Raw genomic sequence first — 19,799 nt, 5'->3', positions numbered from 1 at the left:
TGATTTGAATGATTAAGCAATACCTGCAAGTGACCAAACCAGGAATTATTTTCGGAAATCTAATTTCTGCGATTGGTGGTTTTCTACTCGCTTCCAAGGGCGTAATAGATTACCCCTTGTTCTTTGCAACAATGGTTGGGGTATCGCTGGTGGTAGCATCAGGTTGTGTATTCAACAACTATATCGACCGCGATATCGACAGGATCATGGAAAGAACAAAAGAAAGGGTCCTTGTGAAAGGGCTTATCGATCCGAAAATCAGCCTGATTTACGCCTCAGTGTTAGGTATTGCTGGTATTGTGCTGCTCTATGTAGCAGCCAATGCCTTAGCAATGCAGTTAGCTCTCATCGGGTTTGTCGTTTATGTAGGGGTCTATAGCCTCTATATGAAAAGAAAGTCTATTTATGGCACGCTGGTTGGCAGCTTATCAGGCGCTGCTCCCCCTGTCATTGGTTATTGTGCAGTAACCGGACAATTTGACACAGGGGCACTTATTCTGTTACTGATTTTCAGTTTATGGCAGATGCCTCACTCTTACGCCATTGCTATTTTTCGGTTCAAAGATTATCAGACTGCCAATATTCCAGTTTTGCCTGTAATTAAGGGTATCTCTGTGGCTAAAAACCATATTACCCTCTATATTCTGGCATTTATGGTTGCCACGCTGATGTTGGCAATCAGTGGCTATGCAGGTTACAAGTACCTGATTGTCGCTGCTGCGGTAAGTATTTGGTGGCTAGGTATGGCATTATCCGGTTATAAAACCACTAATGACCATATCTGGGCTCGTAAGTTATTTGTATTTTCTATTGTCGCTATCATGTCATTGAGCGTCATGATGTCTGTAGACTCCTCAGCATCTCCAGAAATAATGCTGACTTACGTCCGATAATATCAAAATGGCAGGGGAAACAAACCCTTGCCATTTTTCCTTTCTTTATCTCTTACAAACATTAATAAATTACTTCGTTTAGGTCACTCTTGATAAACATGATTTAGTAACCAATTGTTAGTAATCTGTATGAAATGAGCATTTTGTATCAATTTATTCCTTTCTACGCTAAATGCCGTATCGAATTTTTGAGGTATCAAGTATCCATGAACGATAATCAAATGACTCCCCTTGAACTCCGGGCAACATGGGGCTTAGGTTCCGTTTTTTCTCTACGCATGTTAGGTATGTTCATGGTTTTACCCGTCCTGACGACCTACGGTTTAGCGTTACAGGATGCCACCGAGGCCCTGATAGGAATTGCAATCGGTATCTACGGCTTAACACAAGCAATATTTCAAATTCCATTCGGGTTACTTTCAGATAAATTTGGTCGAAAGCCTTTGATAATAGGTGGACTACTCATTTTTGTATTAGGTAGTATCATTGCCACCTTTAGCGACTCTATTTGGGGAATTATCGCCGGAAGAGCTTTGCAAGGTGCAGGGGCAATCTCTGCTGCAATCATGGCGTTATTATCAGATCTTACCCGCGAACAAAATCGTACAAAAGCAATGGCATTCATTGGTATCAGTTTTGGCATCACATTTGCTTTTGCTATTGTTGTCGGCCCTGTTATCACCTATCACATCGGATTAAATGGTTTATTTGGTACGATCACAATTCTTGCCAGTTGCGGTATCTTAATAACGCTATTCGCTGTCCCATCAACACATAATCATTTATTAAATCGTGAATCTGGCATTGTCCGAGGCAGTTTCCGGCGTGTACTTTCTGATCCTCAATTACTCAAACTCAATTTTGGTATTCTCTGTCTGCACACCTTATTGATGTCCAGCTTCGTTGTTCTGCCTCTGATCATGGAAAAAACAGGTTTTCCTCCTCAACAACACTGGAAAGTGTATTTAACTACTACGCTTATTTCTTTTATTGCCGTCTTACCATTCATTATTTATGCAGAGAAAAAGCGCCGCATGAAGCAAGTTTTCTTGCTTTGTATCGGCATGTTGTTTATTGCTGAATTTGTTTTGTGGTCCTTAGGGTCACATCTTTGGGGAATATTTGCAGGTATTCAGATTTTCTTTCTTGCTTTTAATATCATGGAAGCGATTTTGCCTTCATTGATCAGCAAAGAAGCCCCGGCAGGCTACAAAGGTACAGCAATGGGCGTTTACTCTACCAGCCAGTTCCTGGGTGTTGCTCTGGGAGGCAGTATCGGTGGAATGCTATATGAACTGCAAGGCGCATCATTAGTATTTATGGGCAGTATTATTCTCACCATATTCTGGTTTATTCTCAGCCTCACATTACGTCAACCACCTTATGTCAGCAGCATCAGGCTCATCTTGCCAGCTCAATTAAATGCGCCTGAAATTCTGGAAAAGAAAATATTGTCTCAAGCGGGTGTGAAAGATGTCATTATTGTACCGGATGAACTAAGTGCCTATATCAAAGTCGATACTGAACAAACTAATCGTGAACAACTAGAACAGCTTGTGTTTTCTCATACCCAATAAGTTCTGAGATAATAGGGTCCTATAGATAATGAATTGATTAGGGAAGCACTGGTAACAATTAAAATTACTCAGCTTCCCTTAAATATTTTGATCAGAGAAAAAAGTAAATCTGCTGATATCAGCAGTCAGTCACAGAAAACAGTTAGTCACGAAAATTGGTGAATTGGAAAGGCTGTCCCAACTCTGCGCCACGAACTAATGCAATAACACCTTGCAGATCATCACGAGCTTTACCGGTAACTCTCACTTGCTCGCCCTGAATTTGTGCCTGAACTTTCAGCTTGCTGTCTTTAATCAGCTTGACGATTTTCTTCGCTAACGGTGTATCAATACCTTGCAACAAAGTTGCTTCCACACTGTAAGTTTTACCGCTATGCACCATATTCTCAGGAATATTCAATACAGAGCCGTCAATTCCTCGCTTAGCAAATTTTTCACGCAGAATATCGACCAGTTGGTTAACCTGAAAATCAGACTCACTCGCAATCTTGACCGATTCGTTCTTTTCGTTTAGTTCAAAACTCGCATTGACATTGCGGAAATCCCAACGATTGGTTAATTCCCTCTGTGCATTCTCTACCGCATTACGCACTTCCTGCATATCAACTTCTGAAACAATATCAAATGATGGCATTATCAGTCACCTCCAGCTAATCAATAATCCGGCATGATAACCGCTTTCCATTATTGGCAAAAGATCTATACTCCCCACACTAATGATCTCTTGGAATTTATATTATCTTAGCGCGCTTGGAATTCAGATCAGCATAATTTTGAGGTTCCCGATGAAAGCATTTCTCAAGGAAGAACAATGAAAATAACTGTTCTTGGCTGCGGTGCAATGGGTAAACTATGGCTTGCTGCCTTATCCCAACAGCATCACCAAATTCAGGCATGGTTAAAAGCGCCCCAGCCTTTTGTCAATGTTTATATTGATAACTTTCAAGGTAGGGTATTTGACCAGCAACTTCCGGCCAATGATGAAAAACATCTTTTCGAAAGCGAATTGTTACTTGTTTGCCTAAAAGCCTGGCAAGTTTCTGATGCTATCAATAACCTTGCCTCCAAACTTTCCCCTCATTGTCCGATTCTATTACTGCATAATGGCATGGGAACACAAGATGAACTTTTATCTCTACCCAACCCCATCTTATCGGGAGTGACAACTCATGGGGCCTATCAGGAGAATGGTATTGTTTATCACAAATCACAAGGTATAACCCATATTGGTTCTACGTTGTCTGATACTGATAAATTCAGTTTTTTAGCAAAAATTTTGCATGACGCCTTACCAAACGTAAAATGGCACGATGATATCTATACCATTAGCTGGCTAAAACTTGCCGTCAATTGCGTTATCAATCCACTCACCGTAATTTATGATTGTAAGAATGGCGAATTATCGCATCACGTCACAAAAATCCATTCATTATGTGATGAGATCTATCAGGTGATGCAAAAAGAGGGCCTTCAGATCACCAAACCCGTACTTATCAAGTACGTGATGGATGTTATTGAGCAAACATCTGAAAACTCTTCATCTATGCGGCAAGATATTCGGGCACAACGGCCTACAGAAATAGACTACATTACCGGATTTTTACTATACCGAGCCCGTGTACATGGGCTGGTGCTTACAGAAAACATCCATATTTATCATTTTATCAAACGCAAGGAGGAGAAATATGAACATTTCAGCTCTCATTTGCCTCGCACACGGTAGTGAAGAAATAGAAGCTGTCACGACTATTGATTTGTTGGTCAGAGCCGGGATCAATGTCACCATCGCCAGTGCAGCGACCGATGGAGCTCTGACATTAACCTGCTCACGTGGCGTCAAAATTGTTGCAGATGCTCCCTTAGTAGATGTTGTTGATGAAGATTTTGATGCTGTTATTCTGCCGGGAGGGATAAAAGGGGCAGAATGTTTTCGCGATAGTCTATTGGTTGTAGAAAAAATCCGCACAGCCCAAAGTCAGGGTAAAATTATTGCAGCCATCTGCGCATCTCCAGCCGTTGTACTGGAATATCATCAGCTTTTCCCGATTGGAAATATGACAGGTTACCCAAGCATGAAAGATAAAATAGCCCCGGAAAAGTGGATCGATCGTCGGGTTTATTTTGATGAGAGAGTTAATTTGCTCACCAGCCAGGGGCCTGCAACTGCTTTTGACTTCGCCCTGAAGCTGATTGAACTACTGAAAGGAAAAGACAAGGCAGCAGAAGTTGCAGCTCAATTAGTCTTACCTCCTGGCATCAATAACTACCAAAACCGCTAGTAGTGAATCTGTTAATATAAGCTGCTGACAGAAAATCTATTCGGCTAGCAGCTTATATGTTTCTTTCCAATGTACTGGCTCAGATTAAGGGCGATAAACCTTCACATTCTGAAAACCTTGTTCACGCAAGTAAAGCGCCTGCAAGCGGCTCATCACACCACGTTCACAATAAAGCAGATAATTTTTCTCTTTCGATAGATCACCAAACTGGGTACTCAACTTATAGAAAGGTAATGACTGAATTTCGATACCTTCCATACTCAGTGGACAATCATCCTGTTCATCTGGTGAACGGATATCCAACAATACATCATTCGCAGAAAACTTAGTGACTGTTTCCACTTCCACAATCTGCTCACAGGCTTGTTCAGCAATCTGACGAATATCCAAATTCTGGGCTTCACTTACCACACGCTCCAGAATATCAAAATCGAACTTACCTTCTTCCTCTTCAATTTTGGCTTTAACGGCTTTGACGGTTGGGTTCTTAGAGATCACACCACAAAATTCCGGCATAGTACGAGCAAAATCTTCCGTTCCAATTTCGCGTGCCAGCTTAATAATGTGTTCTTTATCGTGAGAAATCAGCGGACGAAGGATCAACGTATCCGAAGCGTTATCAATCAGTCTCAAGTTAGTCAATGTCTGGCTGGAGACCTGCCCCAATGCTTCTCCTGTCACAATTGCTTGCACACCATAACGTTCTGCAATCCTGGAAGCAGCTCTGACCATCATTCTTTTCAGCACAACGCCCATTTGACCGTCATCCACTTTTTCCAGAATTTCAGCAACCACTGTTTCAAAATCGACGGCAACAAAACGAACCTTATGGGAACTGCCAAATCGGTTCCACAAATAGTGAGCTACCTGTTTCACCCCAATTTCATGGGCAGAACCACCGAGATTAAAGAAGCAATAATGTACACGGCAGCCACGGCGCATCAGCATATAGCTGGAGACTCCAGAGTCAAACCCGCCAGAGATAAGGGACAGAACATCTTCCTGCGTTCCAATAGGAAATCCACCTATCCCCGGATGACGAGCTTTCACCAAGATCAGTTTATCCTGATCAATTTCCAGATTTACTGTCACATCTGGATGAGTCAGTTTCACTTTGGCAGATTCAATATGTTGATTCAGGCCACCACCGATATAACGTTCAGCTTCATTGGAGGTGAAACTGTGTTTACCACGACGCTTCACACGGACACAAAATGTTTTTCCATGCAGTAAATGCCCATATGCTTCGTAGGTTTGTTCAAAGATATGATGCAAGTCACGAAAATCTCTCTCTTCAACTTGCAGGATATGGTGAATACCCGGAATACGTGTCAGTGCATCACAAATTTCTGCGCCAAGATTATCATTTTTAGCCCGAACTTCGATATTATCCCAATGGCGAACAACAGCAATCTCTTCTCCTAGTGTTTTCAGCACATTACGGATATTGCTGGCAAGGATTTTAATAAAGCGTAAACGAACAGTTTGGCTCTTGATCGTAATCTCTGGGAATAATTTAATGATAAACTTCATAGTAAGATATAGTAGTCATTCAATATTGAACTATCACAAATAGTATCAATGATTGTTTTTAAGTGGTCAGTTGGATAGGGCGTAGAGTATAACACTATCTCACTATATCTCCTGTAAAAAAACAGAGCATCTGTAAAAAAACAGTGGTAACGAATGATTTCTTTCTTTCAGTGTAGTAGGGTACTCTGCAAGTCTGTAGCGAAATTACCTCACTGTAATTCGTTAAATAATCATACTTTAAAATTATTATGTCTAAGGCAAATAGAACATCAGAAACCGAGCAAGCACCAGCATTTGAAACTTCCCTGAAAGAGCTGGAAGAAATTGTCATTCGCTTGGAATCAGGGGAACTCCCTTTAGAAGATGCATTAAATGAATTTGAACGCGGCATTCAACTTGCAAGACAAGGGCAAAAAACCCTCCAACAAGCGGAACAACGAGTGCAAATTTTATTGAATCATGATGCACATTCTCCACTTGATGAATTTTCGCCTGATGCTGAGTAACTTTATGTCGGAACAATATAAGGCTCCTTTTGAAGAGCAATTAAGCAATTGCCAGCAACATATCAATAACAAGTTGATGGCAACGTTTTCTTCATTACCCTTTTTGGACAGCCCGTTAGCAACCGCTATGCAACACGGTGCTGTACTGGGTGGAAAACGGCTGCGCCCATTTTTAGTTTATTCTGTGGGTGAAATGTTTGGCCTTTCCAAAAAGAGCCTTGATGCGCCAGCCATCGCTGTAGAGTGTATCCATGCTTATTCGCTGATCCACGATGATTTGCCTGCAATGGACAACGATGATTTACGTCGTGGCCAACCTACCTGCCACATTAAATTTGGCGAGGATCATGCGATCTTGGCTGGAGATGCATTGCAATCATTGGCTTTTGAAATTCTGGCGAAGCAAGAGATGCCAAATGTGGCATTACCTGACCGTCTTGAAATGATTGCTGAATTAGCAATATCCAGTGGTATTGCAGGCATGTGTGGCGGGCAATCATTGGATTTGGAAGCCGAAGGGAAACAGATTGATCTTACTGCACTGGAACAAATCCATCGACACAAAACAGGTGCATTAATTCGTTGTGCGGTCAGATTGGGTGCTTACGGTGCAGGTACACGTGGCCGTGAAGCATTGCCTTGGCTGGATCAATATGCACAGGCAATCGGTCTCGCATTTCAGGTACATGATGATATCCTGGACGTCATTGGTGATACAAAAATTATCGGCAAGCGTCAGGGGAATGATCAGCAACTTGGAAAAAGTACCTACCCTGCATTATTGGGCCTGGAACAAGCTCAGAAAAAGGCCAAAGATCTTTATCAAGATGCGATTACTGCACTCACAGAACTGGAAAATCAATCTTATAATACTGTGATTCTAAAACAACTGGCGGGTTTCATTATTGAAAGAAACAGCTAAAAAACGGGTCATGACCATGACAATCATCACCGTTTTGTAAGTTATCGGTTACATACATCCAAAATCAATACAATGGAACATGGCCTTATAGGGAGAGCCCAGTAATTACATACTGATAATTCCAGGGTTCTTAATCTTTAATTTAGACGTGCATAGCGTTTTAACAGGCATGAATTTCAACAGGCATAGCATGAGCATTGATATAGCGAAATATCCAACATTGGCACTGGCGGAAACCCCTGAAGAACTGCGCCTGCTACCTAAAGACACTTTGCCAAAGTTATGCGATGAACTTCGCCAATTTTTGCTAAACAGTGTCAGTCGCTCCAGTGGCCACTTTGCTTCCGGTCTCGGAACTGTCGAATTAACAGTCGCACTTCATTACGTTTATAAAACACCTTTTGACAATTTAGTCTGGGATGTCGGTCATCAAGCCTATCCACATAAGATTCTGACCGGGCGCCGTGACCGTATTGACACTATTCGCCAGAAAAATGGTCTCCACCCTTTCCCGTGGCGAGATGAAAGCAAATATGACACGCTATGTGTCGGTCATTCATCAACCTCAATCAGTGCCGGATTAGGTATGGCAATTGCGGCAGAACATGAAGGTAAGGGTCGTAAGACAGTCTGTGTGATTGGTGATGGTGCCATTACCGCAGGTATGGCTTTTGAAGCTATGAACCATGCAGGTGATATTGATCCTGATATGCTTGTCATCCTCAATGACAACGAAATGTCTATTTCCGAGAACGTTGGAGCATTGAATAACCATTTGGCACAATTGCTTTCAGGAAAGTTGTACACAACTCTACGTGAGGGTGGTAAGAAAGTCTTCTCCGGCCTGCCGCCTATCAAAGAGTTATTGAAAAAGACCGAGGAACATCTCAAAGGTATGGTTGTTCCCGGAACACTGTTCGAAGAGCTTGGATTTAACTACATTGGTCCGGTTGACGGTCATGACGTATTGGCACTGACTCAAACATTGAAAAATATGCGTGAACTCAAAGGGCCTCAATTTTTGCACATCATGACCAAAAAAGGCCGTGGTTATGCTCCCGCGGAAAAAGATCCTATCAGTTGGCATGCTGTACCTAAATTTGATCCATCGACTGGCTCTCTGCCAAAAAGTACGGATACCCGCCCGACGTTTTCCAAAATCTTCGGTGAATGGTTGTGTGAAGAAGCAGCCACTGATAAAAAACTTATGGCGATCACGCCAGCTATGAGAGAAGGCTCTGGCATGGTACGTTTCTCTCGTGAGTACCCTGAACAATACTTTGACGTCGCCATTGCCGAGCAACATGCTGTGACATTTGCAGCAGGACTGGCAATCGGGGGATATAAACCGATTGTCGCGATTTATTCTACCTTCCTGCAACGTGCTTATGATCAGGTCATTCATGATGTTGCTATCCAGAACTTACCTGTTTTGTTCGCTATCGACCGTGGCGGTATCGTCGGCGCTGATGGACAAACTCATCAGGGGGCATTCGATCTTTCATTTCTGCGCTGTATCCCCAATATGGTGATCATGGCTCCGAGTGATGAAAATGAGTGCCGACAAATGCTACATACGGGTTATCACTATCAAGATGGCCCTGCTGCTGTTCGCTATCCGCGAGGTACAGGCGTAGGAGCAGAACTCCAGCCACTGGAAAAACTGCCCATTGGCAAAGGTGTTGTTCGTCGTCAAGGAGAACGCATTGCCATCCTGAGCTTCGGTACATTACTGCCAAGCGCACTACAAGCTTCAGAGTTCTTAAATGCAACCGTTGTTGATATGCGCTTTATCAAACCACTGGATAAAAAACTGGTACTAGAGATGGCTTCTCAACATGATTTACTGGTGACGTTAGAAGAGAATGCCATCATGGGAGGAGCCGGTAGCGGCGTCAATGAATTGCTGATGCAGGCAAGTCAGCCAGTTCCAGTATTAAATCTCGGTTTACCTGACTACTTTATACCGCAAGGCACACAGTCAGAGCTTCACGCTGATTTAGGGCTAGATACAACTGGTATTTGTAGCGCTATCGAAAACTATCTGAATAAATAACCTGTTATAACGGATGAATATCCTTTTTATTTATTCATCCGTTATTTTTTTTACCTAATATCTCAAGCTACGATATTTCTTAAGGTAAAAAGGAGTCATTAATATTTCTGTTCATGCAGCCATTGCGCTACACGCTTGGCAAAGTAAGTCAGAACCCCATCTGCTCCTGCACGTTTGAAACAGAGTAAGGATTCCATAATCGCGGGTTGTTCTTTCAACCAACCATTCTGAATGGCTGCCATATGCATCGCATATTCACCAGACACCTGATAAGCGAATGTCGGCACACCGAAGGTATCTTTTACCCTATGGATCACATCCAGATAAGGCATACCAGGTTTTACCATCACGCTATCTGCGCCTTCCTGTAAATCCTGCGCGATCTCTTGTAATGCTTCATCACTGTTTGCCGGATCCATCTGATAAGTCATTTTATTGCCACCTTTCAGATTATTACTGGAGCCAATAGCATCTCTGAATGGCCCATAGTAACAAGACGCATATTTAGCCGAATAAGCCATGATCTGCGTGCTTACATGGCCATCATTCTCAAACTGCTCACGAATAGCACCGATACGGCCGTCCATCATATCGCTAGGGGCAACAATTTCAGCTCCTGCTTCTGCATGAGATAGCGCCTGCTTTACCAAAATCTCTTTGGTGATATCGTTGATGACATAGCCATCCTGATCAATAACACCATCTTGCCCATGAATAGTAAATGGATCCAATGCAACATCAGTTAACAAGCCTAACTCTGGAACTGCATCTTTCAAGGTACGAATAGAGCGTTGGATCAAACCATCAGGGTTATAAGCTTCTTTAGCGTCCAATGATTTCTTATCTGCTTCAATAACCGGAAACAGAGACAAAACAGGAATACCCAGTCGGGCAATCTCTTCGGCTTCTTTCAGCAGAAGATCGATTGTCAGACGATACACTCCCGGCATGGAAGGCACTTCTTGACGCTGATTAGTCCCTTCCATCACGAATACCGGATAGATCAAATCATTAACGGTCAGTTGATTTTCAGCGAATAGGCGGCGGGAAAAATCATGGCGGCGCACACGGCGCATACGACGGCCAGGAAACGTTCCTGGAAACACATAGCTCATACTGCTCTCCTAATGTAAAACCCAGTGGTAATACACTGGGTTAATTCTGCCATCACTTTTATTACTTGTAATACTGCTGATCTTAGTATTATCAGACAGTTGGCGATAATTATGACTGGCAGGTAACTGATTACTTTCCTTAATTGTCACCTGCCTGAGTTGTCACCTGCATCATATTCCGATTCATCATCCGTTTTAGATGGCTTATGTTTTCCCACATAAAATTGAGAAAACAGAACTCCCAGTTCAAATAGCAAATACATGGGGACAGCCAACAAAGTTTGTGAGAAGACATCCGGGGGAGTGAGTAGCATCCCTACTACAAACGCCCCGACCAGAATATAAGGGCGTTTTCTTTTCAGTGATTCAGGTGTGACTACTCCACTCCAACACAGCAGAATAATGGCGATTGGCACTTCAAACGAGACACCAAATGCCATAAAAAGCGCCATAACGAAACTCAGATAATTACTGATATCCGTCGCAATCAATACGCCAGTAGGAACTGTTTTGGTAAAAAAACCAAATACGAAGGGAAATACGACGAAGTAGGCAAAAATCATTCCCAGGTAGAATAAGACACTACTGGACAACAACAGCGGCACAATCAAACGCCGTTCATGTTTATACAGAGCCGGTGCAATAAATGCCCATACCTGATACAGGATCATGGGTGCCGAAACAAAAATTGATACCATAATGGTAAGTTTGATCGGCGTGAAGAAAGGTGATGCTACATCCGTTGCGATCATATTCGCACCTTTAGGCAATTGTTCCATTAAAGGCGCAGCAATAAGTCGATATATATCATTAGAAAAATAAACCAATGCCAGAAAAACCACCAGCACAGTAATTAAACTATTCAAAATCCTCTTACGCAGTTCAATCAGGTGACTGATAAGAGGTTGAGTATCATCCACAGACATTTTTTAGTGTTCACTATTGGATTTTTCAGGGGATTGCTTTGTTTTCTGTTTAGTACTTTCTTTTGAGATTTCTTCTGGCTTTTTTTCTGTTACTTGTTCTCTATATTGGTTTAGTTTCTGCTCTGGTACTGGATCAGACTCAAGGGAGTGAAAATGCGTTTCGTCTTCTTCCAGCTCCTTAGCTTCTTCGGGAGTGAGCTGATACGACTTCTTCAACGATTCAGCCGCTTCCCTTAATTTATCCATTGAGGTTTTTAATTCTGGAGAGAGAGACTGTAAGTCTGCTTTTTCTTCCATTTTTTTCAAACTATCCTGAAGCTCTTGCAACTTTAATTCTTTTGCAAGTTCATTCTGGACGTTGACTGCCAGTGATCGTAATACCTTTATCCAGCTTGCTATAGTTTTGACAGCAACAGGCAGACGCTCAGGCCCCAGAACAATCAGGCCAATTACCAGCACCAACAGCAGTTCACTAAAACCAATGTCAAACACGGTTTATACCTATTCTTTTTTGTCTTTGATCTCTGATTTTTCAGACTGAGCAACGGTGGGCTTTTCAGTAAGATTTTTAGTCTCAAAGTCAGCATCATGGTTGCTTTTCTCAGCCTGCTCTGACTTTTCATCATCACTCATCGCTTTTTTGAAGCCTTTTATCGACTCTCCCAAATCAGAACCTAATGTACGCAGTTTATTAGTCCCGAACAACAAGACTACAATGACAGCAATAATGAGTAATTGCCAAATACTTATACCACCCATACTGATCTACCTCATGTTCGTGGGGAATATACCCTTCATCTTTCAGATTGTAGTTTTGTTGACTACATCTTGAAATCTATCTCAGATACATATCATTAATATTTTCATTATAAACTACGAACTTTATGTTCGAAAATACCGCAACCATACCAAAAGCTACAGCAACCTCTTTTTACTTATTTTCTTTCCTGTAAATGGCTACTTAAGTTTAAACCAGCCCAGTATCCACGATATTATTCCCGCGCCCATCAATCCCCATGATAAATGAGTCAGGTTAGTAATAAAAAATAAACCACCACAGATAAACAATGTTGCACCAATCCCCAGTAAGTAAAGAGATTTTCGATGATTATTCTGTTGCTGTTTTAACTGTTGTGATATTTGGTCAATACTCGTTTGCAACCGCTTATGTTGTTGCAATGTGCCATAAATCAGTTCAGGAAGTTCTGGTAATTTTTCCGCCCAATAGGGTGCTTTTTCTTTAAACGCACGCATAATAGCTGGAAAACCAACTTGATCATGTAGCCAATCTTCCAGAAACGGCTTTGCCGTTTTCCATAAATCAAGCTGAGGATAGAGCTGGCGTCCTAACCCTTCGACATACAACAGTGTTTTTTGTAGCAGGACTAACTGAGGTTGCACTGCCATATTAAAACGACGGGCTGTATTGAAGAGGTTCAACAACACATGACCAAATGAAATATCTGCAAGTGGTTTTTCAAAAATAGGCTCACATACCGTTCTGATAGCAAACTCAAAATCTTCCACATTGGTATCTGCCGGAACCCAGCCTGAATCCACATGGAGCTCTGCTACCTTTCGATAATCTCGATTAAAGAAAGCAATAAAGTTTTCTGCCAGATAACGTTTATCGTCTTTGTTCAGAGAACCAACAATACCGTAATCAATACCTATATAAGTGGGATCCTCTGGTCGTTCATAGCTGACAAAGATATTGCCCGGATGCATATCTGCATGAAAAAAACTGTCACGAAATACCTGAGTAAAAAATATCTGAACACCACGCTCAGCAAGTAACTTCATATCGGTATTTTGCGCTTCCAAGGACGCGACATCAGACACAGGAATACCATAAATCCGCTCCATGACCAGGACATTCTCCCGACAATAATCAGGATAAACTTCCGGTACATAAAGCATGGGGCTATCTTCAAAATTGCGCCGCAGTTGAATAGCATTTGCAGCTTCACGCAATAGATTCAACTCATCAAGCAGCGTTTTTTCATACTCACGAACCACTTCAAGTGGACGAAGACGACGACCATCAGGCAACAAAGGGACTAAATTTGCCAAACGATACATTAACCGTACATCCGCCTTTATCACGGGCAAAATATCAGGGCGGATCACTTTAATAACGATCTCTTTTCCATTCTCTTTAAGCCGTGCAGTATGCACCTGTGCAATGGAAGCAGAAGCCAGAGGATGTAGGTCAAAATCTTCAAACCACGTTTCCAGGCTTCCCCCCAATGCCGTCTCAATAGATTTGCGGGCAATGGTTCCATCAAAAGAAATGACACGATCTTGAAGTAAAGAGAGCTGATCAGCAATAGCGGAAGGAAACAAATCCCGTCGGGTAGAAAGCATTTGACCAAGCTTAATCCATACCGGGCCAAGCTCTTGCAGTGCTAAGCGTAAGCGCTCACCGAGCGGTTTATCCTTATGTCGATTAGGCAGCCAAAACAGGAAATAACGCCCAAAACGCAACGGCCATGTCAGTCGGATCTTCGGGATTAACTCATCCAGTCCATAGGTAAGAAAAACCTTAATGATAAAATAGAGACGTTTTATTTCACTGGGAGTCATATTTCTCCTCCATTGCTGCCAGACGCTTTTCCATGTCAGACAGTTTATTGGCAACAGCATTAACTTCTTCACTGAAATAAGCCAATTCCAAAGCACTGGGGGCTATTCTCCACTCTTCCGTCAATGATTCTGCCAGGTAAGTTTTTTGCTTTGTGATGGTATTACGGACAAAACTAATGCTGTTTTTCATTACCCGGTTGATACCTTCTGCCACAATATCACCGACATAAGGTGAAAGGTAATGGGCAGGATCCCATTCCAGCATATCCAGCAAGGCCGACCACTGCTGAATAACCTGCATATCCCCTTCAATGACAATTTCACCACTATTAATCAGAGATGAAAGATATTGACGATCCCGTAGCTTAAGCAATGCTGGTAATGTCGTTTTCATCGAACAATCCACAGTTCCTGACCATTGGCTTAAAACATCTAACTGTCTTTCATTAAAAACCAATACCAATGGCGTCTCAATTTCTTTCAGTTCGATAGAAAGAATTTTGCCCGCTAATCGCATACGGGCTGATTTCAATATGGTTTCTCGGTACAACAGATGATTCAGCGTTGTTTCCAGAAAAGCAGTCAGCACCGGAAACAACACCGTAGAATTCACACTGTGACTTAATGAGGGAGTTTCCATTTCAGAACTTAAACCCTTTATGCAATGCAACAATTCCCCCCGTCATATTGTTATAAGAAACTTGATCAAAGCCAGCCGCTTCCATCATGGCTTTTAATGTTTCCTGATCGGGATGCATACGAATGGATTCTGTCAGATAACGGTAACTCTCCCCATCCTTAACAACCGCCTGACCAATACGTGGCAGAATGTGGAACGAATAGATATCATAAACTTTACTCAACGGTGCCAGCACAGGTTTGGAAAATTCCAGTACTAATAACCGTCCGCCAGGTTTCAGGACACGGTACATAGAACGCAGGGCTTTGTCTTTATCCGTGACATTACGCAGGCCGAATGAAATAGTAATGCAGTCAAAATAGTTATCCGCAAATGGTAATTCTTCAGCATTAGCCTGAACATAGCTGACATTGCCGACTATGCCGTTATCGCGCAGTTTTTCCCGCCCGACTTTCAGCATAGAATCGTTGATGTCTGCCAGAACAACTTCTCCCTTCTCTCCTACAAGTCGGGAAAATTTCGCGGTCAGATCCCCTGTTCCCCCTGCCAGATCAAGGACTCTATGACCACGGCGTACACCACTTGCATCAATAGTGAAACGCTTCCAGATACGATGAATGCCAAACGACATCAAATCATTCATCAAATCGTATTTTGATGCGACAGAGTGAAATACCTCCGCCACCATATCTTTTTTCTCTTCTTTGGCTACGGTACGGAAACCAAAATGAGTGGTTTCTTTCGATTGATCTGCCATGTTATTTGTCCGCTTTTCATTCAAAAAATTATAGCAAGTGTACCAGCCTTTCCGGTAAAACCCTATTCAGACTTTACTCATTAACCAATAAAGATTGGAAAGATTTATCAATAACCTGTGAGTCGATAGGGCGTTTAATATCCACCCCTAAATCACGAAATCCTTCGGCCTGTTTAATCAGATTCCCCCTTCCTTCTGTCAGCTTTTTCATTGCCAAATGGTAACTCGCCTGTGCTTTGCTGAGGTTTTGTCCTAAGCCCTGCATATCATCCACAAACAATCGCATTTTGTCATACATTCTGGCCGCTTTTTCTGCAATCAAACGTGCATTCTGGCTTTGATATTCATAGCGCCAAAGGTTATTAATAGTGCGAACAGCCACCAGAAGTGTGGAGGGGCTAACCAGCATAATATTATGCTTCAGTGCCTCATCGAGTATTTCAGGAGTCTGATTAAGTGCCACCAGATAAGCGGGCTCTACAGGGATAAACATCAAGACATAATCCAGTGAACGCACTCCCGGTAATTGTTGATAATTTTTACGGCTAAGTCCCCGGATATGACCTCTTATGGAGTTTATATGCTCCTGTAATGCCTGTATTTGCTCTGTTTCATCATTGCTATTGAAATAACGTTCATAAGCAATCAATGACATTTTGGCATCAATAATGACATCTTTTCCCTGTGGTAAGTGCACAATCACATCAGGCTGAAAACGATCACTATTTTCTGTTTTAATGTTAACCTGTGTATGAAACTCATGTCCTTCACGTAAACCGGATGCCTCCAAAACCCGTGTCAAGACCATTTCTCCCCAATTACCCTGCATTTTGTTATCCCCTTTCAGAGCTTTTGTCAGATTAGTCGCCTCTTTTGCCATCTGGGCATTAAGCTGCTGAAGGTTACGGATTTCATGGGTCAGTGTATGGCGTTCACGGGCTTCCTGTCCGAAACTGTCTTGCACCTGACGACGGAACCCTTCTAATTGTTCACGGAAAGGCATCAACAGGTCATTGAGACTTTGGCGACTGTACTCATCAGTACGACGTCGATTTTGTTCAAAAATACGATTAGCGAGATTTTCAAACTGGGTATTCAGACGCTGTTCACTATTAATCAAGAGACGTTGTTTCTCTTCCGCAGCCAGTCTGCTTTCTTCAAGCCGAGTACTCAATTCACGCAACTCGGCTTCCTGTACGCTATTGATTTCACGCTGAGTAAGCAATTCCTGATTTAACTGTTCACATTCAGTACGCCAATAATGGGATTGCTCTAATTTTTCATAGCTAACCGCAAGCTGGCTATGTAATTCACGCAATTCATTTTCTTTGTATTGAATACGTTGGTGAACAGAAAACCAGACAACCCCCCCTCCGCCTAATAATCCACTTAAGCCACCAATTAACATGTATAACCAATGGATATCCACCTATACACCCCCGCTAACTTTACCCCAACCACTTTACTTTAATGTAAGTTAAATAGAGGCTGTATAGATGTCCAGATTATTCACCGGATTTCTTTCAGTTTGCAAAGCTGTTTGCAAAGCGGCTCGCAATTAACCCATCCACTCTGCTAACCAATGTATTCCAAAAGCTCCCGGAGCTAAAATACCAAATGCCCAAATCAGCGCAGAAGCGAAATTAGCAAGCTGGAAATGGCGTTTTGGCATCGCACAAATGCCTGCCACCAATGGGATTGCCGCTCTTAAAGGGCCAAAAAAACGGCCAATGAAAACGCCCCACACCCCCCAGCGTTCAAAAAATTGATGACCACGAATTAATGTTTGCGGATGGCGTGAAAGTGGCCACATTTTGCCGACATTTTCCTTGAAATGGTAACCAAACAGATAAGAAACCCAATCACCGAAAAAGGCTCCTGCGGCAGCCGCTACCCATATCGGCCAAAAATTTAATCCACTTTCACCAATCAGAACTCCTAGCCCTAATAAGATGATTGTGGCTGGCAATAACAGAGAAATGAATGCCAGAGATTCCCCAAAAGCGAGCAAGAAAATAATGGGGATCGCCCAGGTTTCATGATTTCTTACAAAATTGGTGATGACTTCGATGACTTCATGCAAACTCACATTAATCTTTCCTGTGTTAATCTTTAGGATTTCAGGTTAGCAGTAAATGGATTAACTGATGCTAACCGACTATTCTTATTCAAAAAATATTTACGCCTAAAAGAAATTTATTCGAGGAAATAACGTTGCAATTTTTCACGCGCTGCAATATTGAGTCCAATGTCTTTTTCCAGCCAGATATCCACACTACCATAGTGTTCATTAATGCTGTTCAGTGCAGTCATCAAAAATTCTTCCCTGACTGAATACACATAAGCCAGTTTTTCAACCACACTATCACTCATCACTTTCGCATGTTCATTCAATAGATGTTCGCGATGCGGTGCCAGAGTAATATTTGTCACCAAATAGTCTTCTATCACTGTATTCAGATCTGCCCCCAGAGCAAACAATACCAGAGCAGAGCCGACACCTGTTCTGTCTTTACCCACAGCACAATGTTGTACAATTCCACCTTTCTCTGGCTGTAACAATAGATTAGCTAATGTCTTATAGGCAGAATTATTAATTGGTAACAATTGATATAGGCGCAGCATAAAATCTTTCGCATCAAACTGTTCCAACGCTTCATGACTCAGCCTCTCCAGATTAGCATCAACTTCTTTGGAAAGCGGGTTAGCCGGAGCATGATGGTAATTCGCTCCACGCCACACCTGATCTGGTCTGTCCTCAATTTCACTGCTATCACGATAATCAATGATCTGGAAAAGATTTTGCTCCATCAAAAAAGCCTGATCGCTATCAGTCAACATGTCCAGAGAGCCTGAACGAAATAACAGACCTGACTTAATCTTAGAACCATTGTTCAGTGTCTTGTTGCCTAAATCACGGAAGTTGATCCCGCCATTCAAAGGAAGTAATGAGGGATGAGATAGTAATGTTGTGGTCATAATCACTCTTTCTTATTAAAGTGCACGTTATTGGAACAGACTGTTATCGCAACAAACTGTCATTGAAATAAGTTGTTATTAACGCAAAATGTTATGACATTATCAGATTTCAGAATGAAATAAAGTGGAGAAAACAGAAAGATTAGGTGATCGGGCCAGAATATTCCGGCCCTTGAATAGAGTGATTACAACAGACGACGAGCCGCATCTACAACAATGCTTAAAACATGACTTTCTGTTTTTTTCAACAATTCAACATCTGGAATTTCCTGCTGAGTACGGTTAACAATCACACCCGCAACCATACCAGCACGCAGCCCCTGACTTGCACACATTGTCAACAAAGTCGCTGATTCCATTTCAAAATTCATCACCCCCATTTCCTGCCACTCTTTCATAGAGCCCTGAAAGCGGCGGACAACACGACCAGAATAGGTATCGTAACGTTCCTGTCCTGGATAAAAAGTATCAGAAGAAGCGGTCACACCGACGTGAGTTGTAGAACCTGATGCTTTTGCTGCTGCATACAGTGCGTTGGTACATTCAAAATCAGCCACAGCCGGGAACTCCATCGGAGCAAAATGCAGGCTGGCCCCATCCAGACGAACGGCGGCAGTGGTCACTAACACATCACCTATATTAATATTCTTTTGGATCGCTCCGGTTGTACCAATACGTAAGAAAGTGTGTACACCTAATTGCGCCAATTCTTCTACAACAATTGACGTTGATGGACCACCAATACCAGTAGAGCAGACAACAACTGGCTTACCATCAATTTCGGCTCGCCATGTTGTAAATTCACGATGAGAAGCCAGATGAACTGGGTTATTCATCAATCTTGCAATTTTCTCAACACGGTTAGGATCGCCTGGAACAATAGCCAGAGTTGCGCCCTGTAAGTCGTTTTTGGTAATACCTAAATGGAATACATCAGACATATTGGCTCCTCAACAGGAATATTCAAAATCAAAATACAGATGCCTAAATTTAGTGAATACTCTGACATTTTTTTGTGATAAAAGTCACC

20 protein-coding genes are annotated in these 19,799 nt (G+C 42.3%); 7 read left to right on the top strand and 13 right to left on the bottom strand.

Annotated elements, in window-relative coordinates:
• Window positions 1-8: 8 nt before the first annotated feature.
• Window positions 9-893: a heme o synthase gene (gene cyoE, locus Xind_RS09700; RefSeq protein WP_047680539.1), complete on the top strand. Its 885-nt coding sequence runs from the start codon at window positions 9-11 to the stop codon at window positions 891-893.
• A 206-nt stretch (window positions 894-1,099) separates the two neighbouring features.
• On the top strand, window positions 1,100-2,470 hold the full coding sequence (locus Xind_RS09695) for an MFS transporter (protein WP_047680541.1): 1,371 nt from the start codon (window positions 1,100-1,102) through the stop codon (window positions 2,468-2,470).
• A 142-nt stretch (window positions 2,471-2,612) separates the two neighbouring features.
• Here Xind_RS09695 and Xind_RS09690 read toward each other — a convergent pair whose 3' ends face one another.
• A complete protein-coding gene (locus Xind_RS09690) occupies window positions 2,613-3,104 on the bottom strand; it encodes a YajQ family cyclic di-GMP-binding protein (protein WP_047680544.1) in 492 nt (163 codons plus the stop codon).
• Window positions 3,105-3,281: 177 nt separating this feature from the next.
• On the opposite strand from Xind_RS09690, the gene panE reads away from it, so the two are divergent.
• Both panE and yajL read left to right on the top strand, forming a co-directional pair.
• On the top strand, window positions 3,282-4,193 hold the full coding sequence (gene panE / locus Xind_RS09685) for a 2-dehydropantoate 2-reductase (RefSeq protein ID WP_187649948.1): 912 nt from the start codon (window positions 3,282-3,284) through the stop codon (window positions 4,191-4,193).
• The gene (gene yajL / locus Xind_RS09680) at window positions 4,156-4,749 is read left to right on the top strand and encodes a protein deglycase YajL (protein WP_047680548.1); all 594 of its coding nucleotides are present in this window, start codon (window positions 4,156-4,158) and stop codon (window positions 4,747-4,749) included. Before panE ends, yajL begins: the two co-directional genes overlap by 38 nt.
• A gap of 84 nt (window positions 4,750-4,833) precedes the next feature.
• On the opposite strand, the gene thiI is transcribed toward yajL, so the two are convergent.
• The gene (thiI, locus tag Xind_RS09675) at window positions 4,834-6,282 is read right to left on the bottom strand and encodes a tRNA uracil 4-sulfurtransferase ThiI (protein ID WP_047680550.1); all 1,449 of its coding nucleotides are present in this window, start codon (window positions 6,280-6,282) and stop codon (window positions 4,834-4,836) included.
• A gap of 248 nt (window positions 6,283-6,530) precedes the next feature.
• On the opposite strand from thiI, the gene xseB reads away from it, so the two are divergent.
• The 3 genes from xseB (at window position 6,531) to dxs (ending at window position 9,766) form a co-directional block, all read left to right on the top strand.
• Window positions 6,531-6,788: an exodeoxyribonuclease VII small subunit gene (gene xseB, locus Xind_RS09670; protein WP_187649947.1), complete on the top strand. Its 258-nt coding sequence runs from the start codon at window positions 6,531-6,533 to the stop codon at window positions 6,786-6,788.
• Between the two features lie 4 nt (window positions 6,789-6,792).
• Window positions 6,793-7,710, top strand: coding sequence for a (2E,6E)-farnesyl diphosphate synthase (gene ispA, locus Xind_RS09665; RefSeq protein ID WP_187649946.1), 918 nt, complete (start codon window positions 6,793-6,795; stop codon window positions 7,708-7,710).
• 190 nt (window positions 7,711-7,900) lie between these two features.
• Complete coding sequence (dxs, locus tag Xind_RS09660) at window positions 7,901-9,766, top strand: 1-deoxy-D-xylulose-5-phosphate synthase (protein WP_047680555.1); 1,866 nt, start codon at window positions 7,901-7,903, stop codon at window positions 9,764-9,766.
• A gap of 98 nt (window positions 9,767-9,864) precedes the next feature.
• Here the strand turns inward: dxs and hemB are convergent, their stop codons facing one another.
• From hemB to udp, 11 genes are all read right to left on the bottom strand, one after another.
• Window positions 9,865-10,881 carry a porphobilinogen synthase gene (hemB, locus tag Xind_RS09655; RefSeq protein ID WP_047680558.1) on the bottom strand — a complete coding sequence of 339 codons (1,017 nt, stop codon included), beginning with the start codon at window positions 10,879-10,881 and terminating at the stop codon, window positions 9,865-9,867.
• Window positions 10,882-11,027: 146 nt separating this feature from the next.
• Complete coding sequence (gene tatC, locus Xind_RS09650; protein ID WP_047680560.1) at window positions 11,028-11,807, bottom strand: Sec-independent protein translocase subunit TatC; 780 nt, start codon at window positions 11,805-11,807, stop codon at window positions 11,028-11,030.
• Window positions 11,808-11,810: 3 nt separating this feature from the next.
• Window positions 11,811-12,299, bottom strand: coding sequence for a Sec-independent protein translocase protein TatB (tatB, locus tag Xind_RS09645; RefSeq protein ID WP_047680563.1), 489 nt, complete (start codon window positions 12,297-12,299; stop codon window positions 11,811-11,813).
• A 9-nt stretch (window positions 12,300-12,308) separates the two neighbouring features.
• On the bottom strand, window positions 12,309-12,566 hold the full coding sequence (gene tatA / locus Xind_RS09640; RefSeq protein WP_047680566.1) for a Sec-independent protein translocase subunit TatA: 258 nt from the start codon (window positions 12,564-12,566) through the stop codon (window positions 12,309-12,311).
• A gap of 198 nt (window positions 12,567-12,764) precedes the next feature.
• Window positions 12,765-14,393, bottom strand: a complete 1,629-nt coding sequence (ubiB, locus tag Xind_RS09635) for a ubiquinone biosynthesis regulatory protein kinase UbiB (protein WP_047680569.1) — start codon at window positions 14,391-14,393, stop codon at window positions 12,765-12,767.
• Window positions 14,380-15,033 carry a ubiquinone biosynthesis protein UbiJ gene (gene ubiJ, locus Xind_RS09630; protein ID WP_187649945.1) on the bottom strand — a complete coding sequence of 218 codons (654 nt, stop codon included), beginning with the start codon at window positions 15,031-15,033 and terminating at the stop codon, window positions 14,380-14,382. The genes ubiB and ubiJ overlap by 14 nt, the downstream gene beginning before the upstream one ends.
• Before the next feature lies 1 nt (window position 15,034).
• Entirely contained in the window at window positions 15,035-15,790 is a 756-nt protein-coding gene (gene ubiE, locus Xind_RS09625; protein WP_187649944.1) for a bifunctional demethylmenaquinone methyltransferase/2-methoxy-6-polyprenyl-1,4-benzoquinol methylase UbiE, read from the bottom strand.
• A gap of 73 nt (window positions 15,791-15,863) precedes the next feature.
• The gene (rmuC, locus tag Xind_RS09620; RefSeq protein WP_187649943.1) at window positions 15,864-17,219 is read right to left on the bottom strand and encodes a DNA recombination protein RmuC; all 1,356 of its coding nucleotides are present in this window, start codon (window positions 17,217-17,219) and stop codon (window positions 15,864-15,866) included.
• Between the two features lie 129 nt (window positions 17,220-17,348).
• Entirely contained in the window at window positions 17,349-17,879 is a 531-nt protein-coding gene (locus tag Xind_RS09615) for a DedA family protein (protein WP_047680578.1), read from the bottom strand.
• 107 nt (window positions 17,880-17,986) lie between these two features.
• On the bottom strand, window positions 17,987-18,769 hold the full coding sequence (locus tag Xind_RS09610) for a tyrosine-protein phosphatase (protein ID WP_047680580.1): 783 nt from the start codon (window positions 18,767-18,769) through the stop codon (window positions 17,987-17,989).
• 185 nt (window positions 18,770-18,954) lie between these two features.
• The gene (gene udp, locus Xind_RS09605) at window positions 18,955-19,710 is read right to left on the bottom strand and encodes a uridine phosphorylase (protein ID WP_047680582.1); all 756 of its coding nucleotides are present in this window, start codon (window positions 19,708-19,710) and stop codon (window positions 18,955-18,957) included.
• Window positions 19,711-19,799 lie beyond the last annotated feature (89 nt).

This window comes from Xenorhabdus indica, assembly GCF_014467235.1.
GTDB lineage: Bacteria > Pseudomonadota > Gammaproteobacteria > Enterobacterales > Enterobacteriaceae > Xenorhabdus > Xenorhabdus indica.
This window is presented reverse-complemented; position numbering and strand designations above follow the sequence as displayed.